At 34.1% G+C, this 15,715-nt stretch carries 8 protein-coding genes; 1 reads left to right on the forward strand and 7 read right to left on the reverse strand.

Annotated features, from left to right (window positions below; all coding sequences use genetic code 11):
* Positions 1-37: 37 nt before the first annotated feature.
* From Q1B37_RS23175 to Q1B37_RS23205, 7 genes are read right to left on the reverse strand one after another with little or no spacing between them, the layout of a single operon-like run.
* Entirely contained in the window at positions 38-2,455 is a 2,418-nt protein-coding gene (locus tag Q1B37_RS23175; RefSeq protein WP_299903055.1) for an ABC transporter permease, read from the reverse strand.
* A 14-nt stretch (positions 2,456-2,469) separates the two neighbouring features.
* On the reverse strand, positions 2,470-4,896 hold the full coding sequence (locus Q1B37_RS23180; protein ID WP_299903057.1) for an FtsX-like permease family protein: 2,427 nt from the start codon (positions 4,894-4,896) through the stop codon (positions 2,470-2,472).
* Positions 4,897-4,921: 25 nt separating this feature from the next.
* On the reverse strand, positions 4,922-7,303 hold the full coding sequence (locus tag Q1B37_RS23185) for an ABC transporter permease (protein ID WP_299903058.1): 2,382 nt from the start codon (positions 7,301-7,303) through the stop codon (positions 4,922-4,924).
* 36 nt (positions 7,304-7,339) lie between these two features.
* A complete protein-coding gene (locus tag Q1B37_RS23190; RefSeq protein WP_299903060.1) occupies positions 7,340-9,724 on the reverse strand; it encodes an ABC transporter permease in 2,385 nt (794 codons plus the stop codon).
* A gap of 25 nt (positions 9,725-9,749) precedes the next feature.
* Entirely contained in the window at positions 9,750-12,155 is a 2,406-nt protein-coding gene (locus Q1B37_RS23195) for an ABC transporter permease (protein WP_299903061.1), read from the reverse strand.
* A gap of 36 nt (positions 12,156-12,191) precedes the next feature.
* Positions 12,192-12,869 (reverse strand): ABC transporter ATP-binding protein, encoded by a 678-nt coding sequence (locus tag Q1B37_RS23200; RefSeq protein ID WP_299607386.1) that lies wholly within the window; start codon positions 12,867-12,869, stop codon positions 12,192-12,194.
* 27 nt (positions 12,870-12,896) lie between these two features.
* Complete coding sequence (locus tag Q1B37_RS23205) at positions 12,897-14,147, reverse strand: efflux RND transporter periplasmic adaptor subunit (RefSeq protein ID WP_299903063.1); 1,251 nt, start codon at positions 14,145-14,147, stop codon at positions 12,897-12,899.
* Positions 14,148-14,355: 208 nt separating this feature from the next.
* On the opposite strand from Q1B37_RS23205, the gene Q1B37_RS23210 reads away from it, so the two are divergent.
* Positions 14,356-15,705, forward strand: a complete 1,350-nt coding sequence (locus Q1B37_RS23210; protein WP_299607382.1) for a sigma-54 dependent transcriptional regulator — start codon at positions 14,356-14,358, stop codon at positions 15,703-15,705.
* The last annotated feature ends 10 nt before the right edge of the window (positions 15,706-15,715 follow it).

Below are 15,715 nucleotides of genomic sequence, written 5' to 3' on the forward strand. Positions count from 1 at the left end.
CTGCTTTTAGATCTGCTTTGGAGCAGAAAAATTGATATTATTCTGTTCGTAATGAATTCACCGGATTTGCAGTTGCAGTTTTAACCGTTTGGAAGGATATTGTAAGTAAAGCAATTAATAAAACAATACCTCCAGCTCCAAGAAATAATACTATATTCAAATCGATACGATAGATATAGTTTTGTAACCACTTGCTCATCATCCACCAGGCAATAGGTGCAGCAATCAAAAAGGCAATAGAAACTAACTTTAAAAAGTCTTTGGTTAGAAGCATAGTGATTGCTGTAATATTTGCTCCAACAATTTTTCGAATGCCTATTTCCTTTTTTCTTTTTGCAACTATAAGCAAGGTCATCGCAAAAAGACCAATACAGCTTAAAATAATTGCCAATAAAGAACCACTACTAATCATAGAGATCATATCGCGTTCTCTTTTCAGAGTTCTGTCAACATTTTCGTTCAAGAAGGAAGCTTGAAACTCTGCGTTAGGTTCTATAGTAGCCCAAGCATTTTTTACAATATCATAAGATGCTTCTAGATTCTGAGGAGCAACTTTTACATATACGTTTCTCAGATTCCAATCAGGTAGTGCAAAAAGAGACATTGGTGCAATATTTCTATCTAAATCCTGAAAATTAAAATCTTTAATAACTCCAACTATAGAATAGAATTTATCATCTATGTTTAACTGAGCGTTTAGTATTTGATCTTCATTTAGTTGTCTAGCCATAGACTCATTGATAATGACTGATAGACTGTCACTTGCCAGATTTTTCCTGAAGGCTCTACCTTCTAGCAATTCTAAATCCAAAGTTTTGATATAATCTGAATCAACTACAAGCATATGAGTTTCAACGCCGACACCTTTATGATCAAACCCAAGAACACTTGTTGATCGGGATCCATCTTTACCTAAACCTAAGATATTGTTGGATGCAGATACGCTTAAAATGTTTGTCTGATCTTTTAATTCATTTCGCAAAAGTTGTAAAGCTTGTTGATCATTTCGCTTTCCATTTAATGGGAAGGCAATCACTTGTTCTTTATTGTATCCTAAATCTTTGGTTCGTAAGAATTGTACTTGTTCCCAAACCACAAGAGTTCCACATATCAATATCGTAGCAATTCCAAATTGCGCTACGATTAAACCGTTTCGTAAATAGTTTTTTCCGTTGTTATTTAATTTACCTTTTAAACTTTGTATGGTATTCAAACGACTCATTAGTATCGCAGGATATCCGCCTGCTATGAGTGTGATGCCAACTATTGCTAATAGTAAGAAGACTATAGATACAGGATCTAATAAGGTACCAAAAGTTGCTTTGGTTTTAAAAAGTACTTTAAAATGGGGAAGTAGAAGAATGGTAGTTAAAATACCTAGAATCACAGAAATTATAAAAACAAGAACGCTTTCTCCCCAAAATTGGAAAAATAATTGCTTTTTATTGGCTCCAAGAGTTTTTCGCATACCAATTTCTCGGAGTCTTTGATCACTTTTGGCAACACTCATATTCACAAAGTTTACGCATGCTATAAACAGTATGAGTAGTGCTATACCTAAAACGATATACGGCATTTTTCGATTTACTTTGGCAGGACCTTGATCAAAATTGGCAAACTTTTTATCTAAAAATGATAGTAATTTTATTTGTTTGTACTCCCCATTAACAATCGGTTGGATACCATCTCTTTTTGCACTTTCTATAGCATCTTTATAATGTAGTTTTGTAAAATCTTTTGTGCTGTTTTCAAATTGCTCAGGTGTGATTCCTTGCGCTAATTTCATGTACACTTCATGGTTTTCAACATCCCAACGACCCACAGTTCTGCCATATGCATGTTCTCCTTGACTTTTAAAGTTTAATACGATATCAAAACCAATAGAACTAGTATCAGGAAAATCTTCGATAAGCGAACTAATGGTAAAAGGTACTTGTTTACCATCCCTAAGAATTGTTACCGTTTGTCCAATCGGATTTTTATCACCAAATATTCGATTTGCAGCATATTCTGTAATGGCAATAGAAGATTCTGATGTTATGGGATTTTGTGTATCCCCTTTAATGATGGGAAAACTAAAGATGTCGAAAAAGTCCGGATCTACAAAAGCACCATTCATTCTCAATTCTTTATCCTCATAACTTAATAATAAATTTCCACCAGCACGACGTGTTATTTTCTCAACTCCGCTTATTTCTTTCTGTAAAGTTTCTGCAAAAGGTTCTGATTTGGAAGTATTGGCTTCTATGCCATTAGGTGTGCTGTCTTCTGAGTATACCATATAGATTTGATCCCCATTTTCGTGAAAATGGTCAAATGATAATTCAAAAACAGCATAGATAGTTAATAACAAAGCTGCCCCAAATGCTAATGTCAATCCTACAATATTAAAGGATGTGAAAATTCTATTCTTCCATAAATTACGAAAGGCTATTTTGATATAATTCTTAATCATAATTATGCGTTTATTTATTCTGTTCGTAATGAATTTACTGGATTTGCGGTAGCTGCTTTCATAGCTTCGATACTAACTGTTAAAAGGGTGATAGCCATAGTTACGATACCAGCCAATAAGAACACCCACCAACTTATTGATATTCTATAAGTAAAATCTTGCAACCAGTTCTCCATCAGATAGTAGGCTAGAGGAGTAGCTATGATTAGTGCTATCGTAATTAAGATGAAAAAGTCTTTGGTCAACATTTTTACTACCGTACTTACACTAGCACCAAGTACCTTTCGTATTCCAATTTCTTTTTTCTTTTGTTCTGCCATAAAAGAGATTAATCCAAATAATCCCAGGCAGCTGATCAATATAGCGAGTGTAGTAAAGGCAACTGAAATATTCGCTAGGCGTTTTTCTTCGGCAATTAGTTTTTCAGCTTCTTTATCGACAAAAGTGTAAACAAAAGGAGTTGTTTTATTTACCTCATTCCAAGCGGTTTTTAATTGATTAAGAATGGTCTCGAAATTAGATGTTTCTGTTTTTACTAATAACCATTCTGGTGTATCATCTACATACATTAATAAAGGTTCGATTTCTTCTTTTAGCGAAGCATAATGAAAGTCTTCAGTTACTCCGATTACTTCTACAGTAGTAACATCACCACCAGTAGAGAAAAGAATTTTTTGTCCGACTGCATTCTCTAGACTTATGTTAAAGGCATCTATTGTGGCTTTATTGACTAATACTTGAGTGGTGTCTTGTTTTTTTACGGGACGACCAGTAAGGAGTTTAGTCTTAGTGGTTTGTAAATAATCAGCATTGATACCATTTGTTTTTACCAATTTGGGTTTTGTAGGATCTCCACTTGGTAAATAGGCACCAACGTCACTTCTTAATAATTGAGAAGGGAAAATATTACATCCAGAGACAGATTTTACGCCTGATACGGTACTCATATTGGTTTTAAGCGTTTCATATTGTGCAAAGGCCTCTTGGGTACCCAAACGAACAGCGATTAGATTATCAGTTTCATATCCCATATCTCTATTTTGAGCAAATCGAACTTGCTGCGTAATAATGTATACCGTAGCGATTAATCCAATCGATACTACGAATTGAAAAACGACTAATCCTTTGCGTAATAAAGTGCCTTTAGGGTTTGTTGATACCGATCCTTTTAATACACGAGTTGGTTTTACAGAGGAAAGTATAAGTGCAGGATAAATTCCGGCAACAAATCCTGTAAGAATGCCAACTGCCAGTAGCGTTGTTAATACTCTCCAATCTAATATATCGAGATAAGCTACATTACCTTGGGTAAGCATATTTATGACAGGAAGAAGAATTGTCGTTAGAGGAATACTTACTAAGGTAGCAAAAAGAGAAAGTAATATAGATTCTCCCAAAAACTGACCGATAAGTGATTTTTTGTCAGCTCCAATGGTTTTACGAACACCAATTTCTTTAGCTCTTTTGTTGGCTCTCGCAGTACTTAGATTGATAAAATTCACACAAGCTACTAATTGAATAAATAAGGCTAGAGTGATTAAAAGATATAGATAACTAATATCTGATATAGGTCCGATTTGTCTGGATATGCCTTTGGAATGTAAGTGTATATCACTAACTTTTTGAAGGAACAGTTGTTTTGTGAAATTTAATTTAGCAAAATCTTTCGCTCCACGAGCATTTAAAAAGCCCGGAAGTTTACTTTGTACTAAGGCCTCATTATCTGACGAGTTTAGCTTTACATAGGTATAAATAAAGTTTTGTGTTGCAAAGTTTTGTACTGTTCTTACAAATTCTCCAAGACCTGGAGTATTCATCGTAACCAGATAATTAGGATTGATATGAGACTTTTCTGGATTACTATCATCAAAAACACCGGTTACTTTTAGTGATAATTGTTGCTCTCCACTTCCTGATAATACAGTTTTATTAATGGCAGGCACATTACCAAATAGTTTTTGAGCTAATGAAGCAGATAGTACGACGGTATTAGGTTCCACTAATGCAGTCTCGGGATTTCCTTCTAAAAACTTAAACGTGAAAATATTAAAAACGGTAGCATCGGCAAGGTAACCTCTTGGTTCATAAAAACCTTCATTCTGATCACTTGCTCTAATAAGTTCTTCTGTACCCTCACCCATATATACCAATCGAGTAGCTTCTATAACCTCAGGAAAATCTTCTTTCATGGCAAAACCGATTGGAGGTCCGCTTGATGCAGCATTGAATTGAACAGAACTGGGATCATCGATAATTGTTCGTACTCTATATAAAGCCTCAGCGTCCTTATGATGATCATCATAACCTAACTGCGCAAATACATATAATAATATACTCAAACAACAGACTGTACCTACTGTAAGCCCTAGCAGATTAATTGTAGTTTGTAGTTTGTTTTTTTGAAGGCTTCTCCATGCTATTTTAAAATAATTCCTGATCATGATTGTTCGTTTTTTGATTGATGATTTATTCGGTTCTAAGTGCGTTTACTGGATTTGACAGAGAAGCTTTTACCGCATGAAAGCTAACGGTGAATATGGCTATAAGGATCGCTGAGCCACCAGATAATAGGAACATCCACCATTGTATATCAATCCTAAATGCGAAGTTTTGTAACCAATTATGCATCACATACCAAGCAATAGGAGAAGCAATAGCAAAAGCAATCATTACAAGTTTTAGGAAATCTTTGGATAAAAGATTTACAATTTCAGATACCGAAGCTCCGATTACTTTTCTAATACCAATTTCTCGTTTTCTTTGTAATGTACTGTAAGCAGCAAGTCCCAGTAAACCTAGACAGGATATTAGTATTGCTAAACTAGCGAAGTACAGAAACAGATTTCCAAATCGCTCTTCACTTTCATATTGTTCGTTGAATGCATCATCCAAAAAGTAATAATCAAAAGGCTGTTCTGGTAAAAATGACTCCCATAGTTTCTCTATTTCACCAATAGTTTGTTTCATATTATTAGAAGCTAGCTTTACTGTGATCAAATCATTTCTATTCGTCTCCATTCTCATGGTTAGAGGTCCAATCTGATCATGAAGAGAGTTGAAGTGGAAATTTTTAATAACGCCAATTACCTGACCTTCACGACCCCATTGTTTAAATTTGGCACCAATAGCATTCTGTGGATCACTATATCCTAGTAATTTTACAGTTTCTTCATTAATGATCATCGCTTTTGTAGAATCTGAAGCGAAATCTTTAGAAAATGCTCTTCCAGCTAAAATTTCAAGATCAAATTGTGGGATATAATCATGATCAACAAAGTAGAGGTCTAAATTTGCTATTTGTAAATCCCCTGATTTATTTTCTATTTCAGAATAGGCAGATGAATTTCCTCCTCCAGGTACACTAGAACCTAGACTTGTGAATTTTACTCCAGAAATATTACTGATAGCATTCTTTAGTGCTAATTGAGATGTAGACGATTCTGCTTCAAGAATTAATAATTGATCCTTGTTAAACCCTAATTCCTGATTACGCATATATTCCATTTGATTATAGATAATAATCGTACCAGTAATAAGTATAATCGAAATAGTAAATTGTATAATTACAAGACTTTTGCGAAGCAAAACACCTTTGCCACCAGTAGAGAAATTACCTTTAAGTACTTGTATAGGTTTAAAAGAGGATAATACTATGGAAGGGTAGATTCCTGCAAAAATTCCTATGGCGAGTGAAATTCCAAATAGTTTAAAAATATTAGAATAATTAGAAAACAAGCCTTGGCTAATTACCTTTCCTGCTATATCATTAAAAAACGGTAGGATTAGCATGGTTAAGACCGTTGTAATGCAAAAAGCTATTAAACAAGTTATAATTGATTCTCCAATAAATTGGAGTGATAACTGTTGTTTTTCGGCACCCATTACTTTTCGGATACCTACTTCTTTTGCTCTTTCTACAGAACGAGCGGTAGTAAGGTTAATGAAATTGATAGACGCAATAAGAAGAATAAAAATAGCTATGATAGAAAATATATATACGTTGGTCATACTCCCACCACCGGTTCCACCTCTGGTAGATTGTAGATATAATGTTTTAAGAGGTTCTAAGTGTAATGTGACGAACATTTTACTTTGTTTCATAAATTCTCCGCTATGCTTCTCTAAGAATGCTGGAAATTTAGAAGTTAGTTGATCTATATTGGTATTTGGATTTACCAACACATAGGCTGCCGCATCATAACTACCCCATCTGGTATCTAATTCTTTGTCTAAATTTTGTGTAAATGTGGTTAGCGATAGTATCATATCCGCTTGGATGTGAGAGTTTTCGGGAAAATCCTTCATTACTCCAGTTACTACAGAGTTGAACCCTTCTTCAGTTATTTTTAATGATTTCCCAACAGGATTTTGGTTTCCAAAGTATTTTTTTGCTGTAGTTTCAGATAATACAATACTAAATTGCTTTTTGAGTACTTCTTTTGGATTTCCTTGTACCAATTCGAAATCAAAAACAGAGAAAAAACTGGAATCTGCTGCAATAGCATTGGTTTCTTTAAATTTTAGATCATCTTTGCGAACGATCATATTTAAATCATTTATCCGTACTGCAGATGTAATTTCAGGAAAATCCTTCTCTAAATTAGGAGGAACAGCCCAAGCAGTTATATTCGCTTCTATATTATCAGAAGGAGTTTTAATATCAGCAACAACCCTGTAGATATTATCTGTTTTACTATGAAAGTTGTCATAACTTAATTCGAAACTAACATATAAAAGCATTAGAAAGCTGGCTGTCATTCCTATCGATAAGCCCGTGATATTAATAAATGTAAAACCTCTTCTCCTCCAAAGGTTTCTCCATGCTATTTTAAAATAATTCCTGATCATGATTGTTGGTTTACTGTTCGTTTGTTGATTGATGATTTATTCCGTTCTTAATGAATTTATTGGATTTGCCATAGCGGATTTAATAGCTCTTATTCCTAATGTAAATGAGGTAATGCATACGGCGATAACAGCAGCCAATCCAAACATCCACCATTTAATTGAGATACTATAGGCGAAACCATTTAGCCAAGAGTTCATTGCGTACCATGCAATTGGAAATGCAATAAGTGCGGCAATTCCTACCAGGAAGATGTAATCTTTAGATAATAAGAGTACTATCTTGGTAACACCAGCACCTAAAACTTTGCGAACTCCAATTTCCTTTACTCTTCTTTTCGCAGAAAAAGAAATGAGTCCGAAAAGGCCTAAACATGAAATAAAAATTGCGAGTATTGCTGTAATACTTACAGATTTTAGAATTCCTTCAATTAATAAATATTGACCACTAACTTTATCTGTTAATCTCGATTGTATATAAGTTTTTCTCGAAGGAATATTCTCAAATGCGGTAGTAATCATTTTCTCAATACTAGCTTCATGACCTTCTTGTACACGTACTGTTAAAAACCTATGCTTGTCTAATGTTTTTCGATCTCTGTAAATGTGAACCAAAGGTTCAATAGCATTTTGTAAATCTTGATAGTGAAAATCTTTTACGACACCTACTATAGGTTGTTTTATTGTATTTTCTCCTTTAGACCCAAGTGTTTTTCCATCGATTGTTTTCCATCCAAAAGCTTTTAACGCTGCTTCATTTATGATGACTGGATATTCATCAGCCTGATCCAGATTTTTATCAAAATTACGCCCTTTGGTTATTGGGATACCTAATGTTTTAAAATAGGATTCGTCTGCGTATGACCTTCGGATTCTTACGTCCCTATTATTTTCTTTATCATAATACGTGGTATAGTTGAAATAATATTCTGATGGCACTGCCTGACTCGTAGAAACACTCTTTACATAAGGATTAGACTCTAATTCATTTAAAAGCGCATTAAATTTTGATTGAGCAACATCAAAGTTTTTATAATCTAGATCTATATTACCTACCAAAACATTAGTACGTTCAAAACCTAAATCTGCATTTTTCATAAAGCCTATCTGTTTGTTGAGTATAATAGCAACGCTTATGCATAGGATAGCAATAGTAAATTGAAGAATTATAAAAGAGTTGCGTAACAAAAAGCTACTTTTTACTTGCTGGATTTTTCCTTTAATACCTAAGGTTACAGGGATTTTTACAAAACGGAGACTAGGTAATATAGACACAACTAAGGTTGCAACAATTCCAATAAAAATAATTCCTAAAATAACTGGATAATCGTCGATTAGATTAAAGGAAATTCTTCCAAATTCTGGACCGAATGTATCATTGAATCTAGGAAGGTTTACGGTAAAGAACAGCAACATGGATATAAGTATAGAAACGAAAACCAGGATACCATTCTCTATACAGTATTGTAAAATGAGCCCTTTCTTATCACTACCTAATACTTTTCTCACAGCAATTGTTTTGGTACGACTCAGCATAGTAGAAGTGTTTAGATTCAGAAGGTTAACCAATATGATAAGTAAAATAAACAATGCTGCGGCAATGGAACTGTTAATGATAATGTCAACAACAGGAATAGCATCCGTTCGCAAATCTGTGAATGGTATTATCTTCATTTCGGCAATCGGGCTTCCCTCTGTACGGTTTCCGATAATCAATTCTGATATACTAGTTTTAAGTTTGGTTAGATCACTATTAGGTCTCATTTTAAAATAAGTAGGAGAAAAAGTATTATCCCAGTTATTCTGAGCGATAAAAGAAGTATTTGTTTCAAGAATTGTATTAGGAAGTAAAACTCCAAATCTAAAAGACGAATATGGACTAATAGGTTCAAAAACTCCAGTAACTTTTAAGTTGAGTGTATCCGCTCCAACGATAGTTTTACCAACAGGATTCATATCTCCGAAAATCTGTTTACTTACTTTATCCGTCAGTACGATAGAATATTTTTCTTTTAAAGCAGTTGTTTTGTTTCCATATTTCAAAGGAAGATCGAATACTTCAAAAAACTCAGGATCAGCATAACTCGTGTTATTTTGAAAATCTTTTCCGTCGGAAGCTAACCACATAGTATTCCAACTATGTAAATGTGTTCCTGCAATAACGTCTGGAGAACTATTCAACACACGATCTAGTAATGGGTAGGGTACTTCGTTATAATGATTACCATCTGTTAAAATCGTTTTTGCATAGAATATATGCTCTTTATTGGGTATTGGACTATCAGCGTTATAGTATGCATATACAGAAAACAATAGTGTTAATACACTTGATATTCCTATACTTAGACCAATCAGGTTTAACAGAGAAAGCGTTTTGTTTTTCTGTAAGTTTCTTAAGGATATTTTTAGATAATTTCTAAACATTACTGTTCGTTTTTTGATTGATGATTTATTCCGTTCTTAAAGAATTGGCTGGGTTGGTAGTTGCGGTTCGTATGGCTTGGATACTTACCGTAATGATTGTGATGAGCAATGCACCTAAACCAGCAATTAAAAAAGTTGTATAGGATATATTGATTCTATAAGGAAATTTTTGAAGCCATTGACTCATAAAGTAATATGCCAATGGAGCAGCCATGATAAGTGCAATCATTACTAAAGTGATGAAATCTTTAGATAATTGCATCCACAAGTGTGTAATCGAAGCTCCTAATATTTTACGAATTCCTATTTCCTTAGTACGTTGTTCTGCAACGAATGAAGCAAGTCCAAATAAACCTAAAAGGCTGATAAAGATGGCTAATACCGTAAATACTTTAGAAAGGCTTGCAACTCGTTCTTCGGCTCTAAACTTTTTCGCGTATTCTTCATCTATGAATTGATAATCAAAAGGAACGTTAGGGAAGTTCTTTTTGAAAACTCCTTCTATGATTTCTAAGTTTTTTCGAACACTATTTTCTGGATTTAGTCTTAAGTTCCAATAAGAAACATTTCCGTGTTGATCAAAAGCATACATAGATTGTTTTACAGGGCTGTAAGGCGACTGCATAATGATATCATCGATTACACCAATAATTTTAAGAGGTGGGTTAGGGTCATTTTCATCAGAATGTCTGATTAATTTTCCAATAGGATTTTTAATACCCATATATGCTACTGCCGTTTTGTTTAAAATAACAGCCGATGAATCGGATGGAAAATCTCTGGAGAAACCTCTTCCTTCAATAATTTCAGCGCCTAATGTTTCTACAAACTCATAAGACACATCTGTATAAGCAAGATTTTCCTGAAACCCTACTGGTTTACCTTCCCAAGTGTATCCACCTCTATTAGACCAGACATCTGTTGTAGGACTACTGGTAGTTGCCATTTCTATAGCGCCTCCAGAGGCTATGAATTGATCTCGCATTACATCAGCTTTTCCGATAAATTCACTACTCATTACAGGCATTTGCACCAATCCTTCCTTATCATATCCTGTGGGTCTGTTTTTACTATGTTGAATTTGATTCATGACAATCAGCGTTCCTATAATTAATGCGATGGAAACCGTAAACTGTGTGACCACTAATATTTTTCTTGGAAGTGCAGAAAAACGACCAGCTTTAAAAGTTCCTTTTAATACCGATACTGGATTAAATGATGATAAGTACAGTGCAGGATAGCTTCCTGATAGGAATGCCGTAAGTAAAATAAATAATACAGAAATGATCCAAAAGATTGGGTTAGCCCAAGGAAAAAGAATCTCCTTACTAGCTAAGTTATTAAATCCGCCTAAGCTGATGAGTACAATGGTTATTGCTACAACGAATGACAACACAACGATTAAAAATGATTCACTTAAAAACTGGAATATAAGTTGTCCTCTTTGCGAACCAATAGATTTTCTAATCCCAACTTCGGTAGCTCTTTTTTCGGAACGTGCGGTACTTAGATTTACGAAATTGATACAAGCAAGCAATAAAATGAATATTCCAATGATACCAAATAACCACACATTTTCAATACGTCCTCCTGTTTGAACTCCATTTTCAAACTCACTTCTCAAATACCAATCTTTCATTGGAAAAAGAAATATTTGCGGATTAAATTCTGCTTCTTCTGGAGAAGCATTTTTCTTTACATCAATGATTTTAGAAGTAATTGCTTCCATAGTGGTGTTATCATTGATCTGTACAAATAACTGAAATGAATTATTACCCCAAGCAGTTTTGGCACGTTCTAACCATGGTTGTGTAGTGACATAGTATTTCCAAGGCACTAAATAATCCATGTCTTTAAAAGAAGTATTCTCTGGATTATCTTTAAAAACAGCTGTAATCGCAAGATCATCACGATTATTAATTTTTACTATTTTTCCAATAGCTATACTTATGTCATCTCCGAATAATGCTTGAGCACAAGATTCGGACAACATGATGGAGTTTTTTTCTTTGATTCCATTTTTTTTTCCTGCAATAATTTCTAGATTTAGCATTTCTGGAGCACCTTCTTGCATCGCATAACCACGTCTATTGATATTGGTATTTCCATAACGGATATACCTTGGTTGTTCCCAAGAAGACATAATGATATGTTTAAAATTATCATTGTGTTCTTCTCGCAAAGCAAATTCCAATGGTCTTGGAATTGCAGGTCCTGTTCCTACGACGTTGTTTGAAGATTCATGCTGGAACACTTGAGCAATCGTATCATGATTTTCAAAATGCTTATTGTGATTAAGTTCATCGTGTATCCAGAGACCTATAAGTATCGTGGCCGCCATTCCTATAGCTAAACCGGATATATTGATAAAAGAATAGACCTTATTCTTTAAAAGATTTCTCCACGCTATTTTAAAATAATTCTTAATCATGATTGCTCGTTTTTTTGATGATTTGATGAATGACCTCTACACTAATACATTTTCTGTTACCTTCTGACCGTCTAACATTCGGATAATGCGATGGCTGTATTTGGCATCATGTTCGCTATGCGTTACCATTATGATTGTAGTTCCCGCTTCATTAAGTTCTATTAATAAATCCATAACCTCATTACCATTTGTACTATCTAGGTTTCCAGTAGGTTCATCGGCAAGAATTAATTTTGGATTATTTACTACAGCTCTTGCTACGGCAACTCTTTGCTGCTGACCACCGGATAATTGCTGAGGGAAGTGATTACGCCTGTGCATGATTTGCATTTTTTCTAAAACTTCTTCTACACGTTGTTTACGTTCTGCAGGTTTTACACCAGTATAAATAAGAGGTAATTCTACGTTTTCAAAAACGGTAAGCTCATCAATAAGGTTAAAGCTCTGAAATACGAAACCTACATTATGCTTACGAAGATCTGAACGCTTACGCTCGTTATATCCAGCAACTTCTTCGCCGTTAAATTTGAAACTTCCACCATCTGGATCATCGAGCAATCCAAGGATGTTTAATAAGGTTGATTTACCACATCCAGAAGGTCCCATGATGGCTACGAATTCACCTTCTTTTACTTCAAAGGATAATTTGTTTAATGCGATAGTTTGTACTTCTTCAGTTCTGTAAAACTTTTCTAAGTCAGTTATTTGTATCATTTCGATCTATTTTTTAATTGATTGCTTTTACTTTAATATTAATTCTTCGGTATCTCCAAAACTGTCATAACTAGAGGTTACTACCTTATCTCCAGGAAGTAATCCATCAATAATTTCATAGTATTCAGTGTTTTGGCTACCTAAACTTATGTTCACTTTATATGCTGAATTTCCGTTTTCACTTATTTTATAAACCCAGTTTCCACCTGTTTTTTGGAAAAAACCACCTTTAGGGATTAACAGGGCTTGTTTTTCAGCACTAAGTGCCACTCGTATTTGTAGATTTTGTCCTCTTCTAATTCCTTCAGGAACGTCACCTTCGAATTGCATATCTACTTGGAAACGACCATTATTTACTTGAGTGAATACTTTCTTGATCACTAGGGTGTACATCTTGTTATTAAAACTGAAGGTTCCTTTTTGACCGTTGTATATTCTGGAGATGTAGTGCTCGTCTATATCAACTCTTACTTTATATCCACTAAGTACATCTATTTGACCTAATCGCTCTCCTTTGTTTTTAGATTGTCCGATTTCCGCATCTAAAGAAGTCAATTGACCATCAACCGGTGCTCGAACGACAAGATCTCCTACTTTTTTTCGCATTAATTCTAAAGCATTTTGAGTTCTGGTATAAGAGCTTTGTGCTTGATTTAATTCTAGTTTAGTAGAGATAGAATCCTGACTTAATACTTGTTTGGCTAACTGCATTCTTTCTTGCTGGTATTTGTAATTGTTCTCAGAAGATTCATACTCTTGTCGTCCTACAGCTCCTTTATCATATAGTCTTTTATTTAATTCATACACGCGTTTTGCCTCAATAAGGCTATTTTCTACATCCGTAAATTGATTACGACGATTAATCGTATTTTGTCTTGCCGCATTTTGAGAAATTTGCATCTGAGTAAGTAGATTATACACTGACGTTTCCTGATTGATCAGACTTAATTCTAAGTCTGTATTTGATAATCTTAGAATAGGTTCTCCTTTTTTCATAATTGCTCCATCTTCAACATATTTTTCTTCAACTCTTCCTCCTTCTAATGCATCTAAATAGATTGTTGTAATGGGTAGGACAATTCCGTTTACAGGAATGTTTTCCTGAAACACATCTTTTTTAATAGTACTGATAGCAATACGCTCTTTTTCTACGTTTAATTTAGATCCTCCCAGAGATTGAGAAAAGACAAAGATGATGAGTGCTACTACTAATAAACCACCTACTACCATCGCTATACGTGATTTAGAAAATTTCTTTTTTTGAATTGGAACGTCCATTGATTGATTTTTTAATTACAATCTTTAGATAGTCAAGATGATGCCAAAAAATTAAATGTCTGATTATCAGTATTTAATGTTTTTTTGTAAAAATAAAAGTGTTCGGTTTTGATACACTTTCTGTTCGGAAATAGTACATTTAGCAATCCCAAAATATTTTGTTTTTATAATTTTTACGACATCAGGATAATATTGTAATATTGTATCAATGGTATTAAAGGAAGCTACGATTTTAGTTATAGATGATGATGTAGATGTATTAACTGCATTGCGTCTTTTATTAAAGCCTTTGGTAAAGGAGGTAATTATTGAAAAAAATCCAAGTAATATTGGTGCTCAGATAGACAAGAAGAGTTTTGATATTATCATCTTGGATATGAACTTCAATGGTTTGGTAAATACTGGTAATGAAGGGATATTTTGGTTAAATGAAATTAAAAAGTCGAGACCTGATACCGATGTAGTCTTAATTACAGCGTATGCTGATATCGATTTGGCGATTAGAGCCCTAAAAGAAGGAGCTTCGGATTTTTTGGTAAAACCATGGAAGAATGAAAAAATAATAAATACTATTAGTTCATTATTAAAAGCCCGAAAATCTAATACAACCAACAAAAATCCTCAAACACTTTCTACGAGTACCATCATTGGAGAAAGCGACGCGATAAAAGATGTTTTCTTAAAACTTAAAAAAGTCGCTCCAACAGATGCGAATGTTTTGATTCTTGGAGAGAATGGTACTGGTAAAGATTTAATTGCAAGAGCTTTACATGATAATTCTAATAGGAGGAATAAGCCATTTGTAAAAGTAGATGTAGGTGCACTTACTTCTTCTCTTTTCGAAAGTGAATTGTTTGGATATAAAAAAGGTGCTTTTACAGATGCGAAAGAGGATAGAACAGGAAGGTTTGAAGCTGCCAACGGCGGTACTTTATTTTTAGACGAGATAGGAAATATCACCTTAGGACAGCAGGTACGATTATTAACAGTATTACAAAACAGATTAGTAACTCCTTTAGGTTCTAATCAGGAAATACCGATCGATATCCGGTTGATATGTGCAACAAACCTGGAGCCCAAAGTACTTGCAGATGAGCAAAAGTTTAGAAAAGATCTGATTTATAGAATAAATACGGTGGATATCGTAATGCCACCATTACGAGATAGAGGAACTGATATTACGTTATTAGCAAAACACTTTATCGGTATCTATGCGGATAAATATAATAAAGCACAGTTTTCGTTGGATTCTGGATTTATATCTAAATTAAAAAAACACGATTTCCCAGGAAACGTTAGAGAATTACAATATGTTTTAGAAAGAGCAGTAATTATGACAGATGGGAATGTTTTGAAACCGGAGGATTTGGTGTTTTCAACTATCGAACGCCAAACAACCAAGACTTCATCGACCACTACAATGAATTTAGATAGTATAGAGAAAAATGCAATTCTTACAGTTCTGGAGAAGAATAAAGGAAATGTTTCTAAATCGGCAAAAGAATTAGGAATCACAAGAGCAGCGTTATACAGAAGGTTAGACAAATATGAATTATAATGGTTATATT

Origin of the sequence: uncultured Aquimarina sp. (assembly GCF_947492965.1) — a bacterium.
GTDB lineage: Bacteria > Bacteroidota > Bacteroidia > Flavobacteriales > Flavobacteriaceae > Aquimarina.

Coding starts and splice junctions, on each gene's coding strand:
- Q1B37_RS23190 (WP_299903060.1), bottom strand. CDS start 9,724: ATGTTTAGAAATTATCTAAAAATATCCTTAAGAAACTTACAGAAAAAC.
- Q1B37_RS23185 (WP_299903058.1), bottom strand. CDS start 7,303: ATGATCAGGAATTATTTTAAAATAGCATGGAGAAACCTTTGGAGGAGA.
- Q1B37_RS23210 (WP_299607382.1), top strand. CDS start 14,356: ATGGTATTAAAGGAAGCTACGATTTTAGTTATAGATGATGATGTAGAT.
- Q1B37_RS23195 (WP_299903061.1), bottom strand. CDS start 12,155: ATGATTAAGAATTATTTTAAAATAGCGTGGAGAAATCTTTTAAAGAAT.
- Q1B37_RS23205 (WP_299903063.1), bottom strand. CDS start 14,147: ATGGACGTTCCAATTCAAAAAAAGAAATTTTCTAAATCACGTATAGCG.
- Q1B37_RS23200 (WP_299607386.1), bottom strand. CDS start 12,869: ATGATACAAATAACTGACTTAGAAAAGTTTTACAGAACTGAAGAAGTA.
- Q1B37_RS23175 (WP_299903055.1), bottom strand. CDS start 2,455: ATGATTAAGAATTATATCAAAATAGCCTTTCGTAATTTATGGAAGAAT.
- Q1B37_RS23180 (WP_299903057.1), bottom strand. CDS start 4,896: ATGATCAGGAATTATTTTAAAATAGCATGGAGAAGCCTTCAAAAAAAC.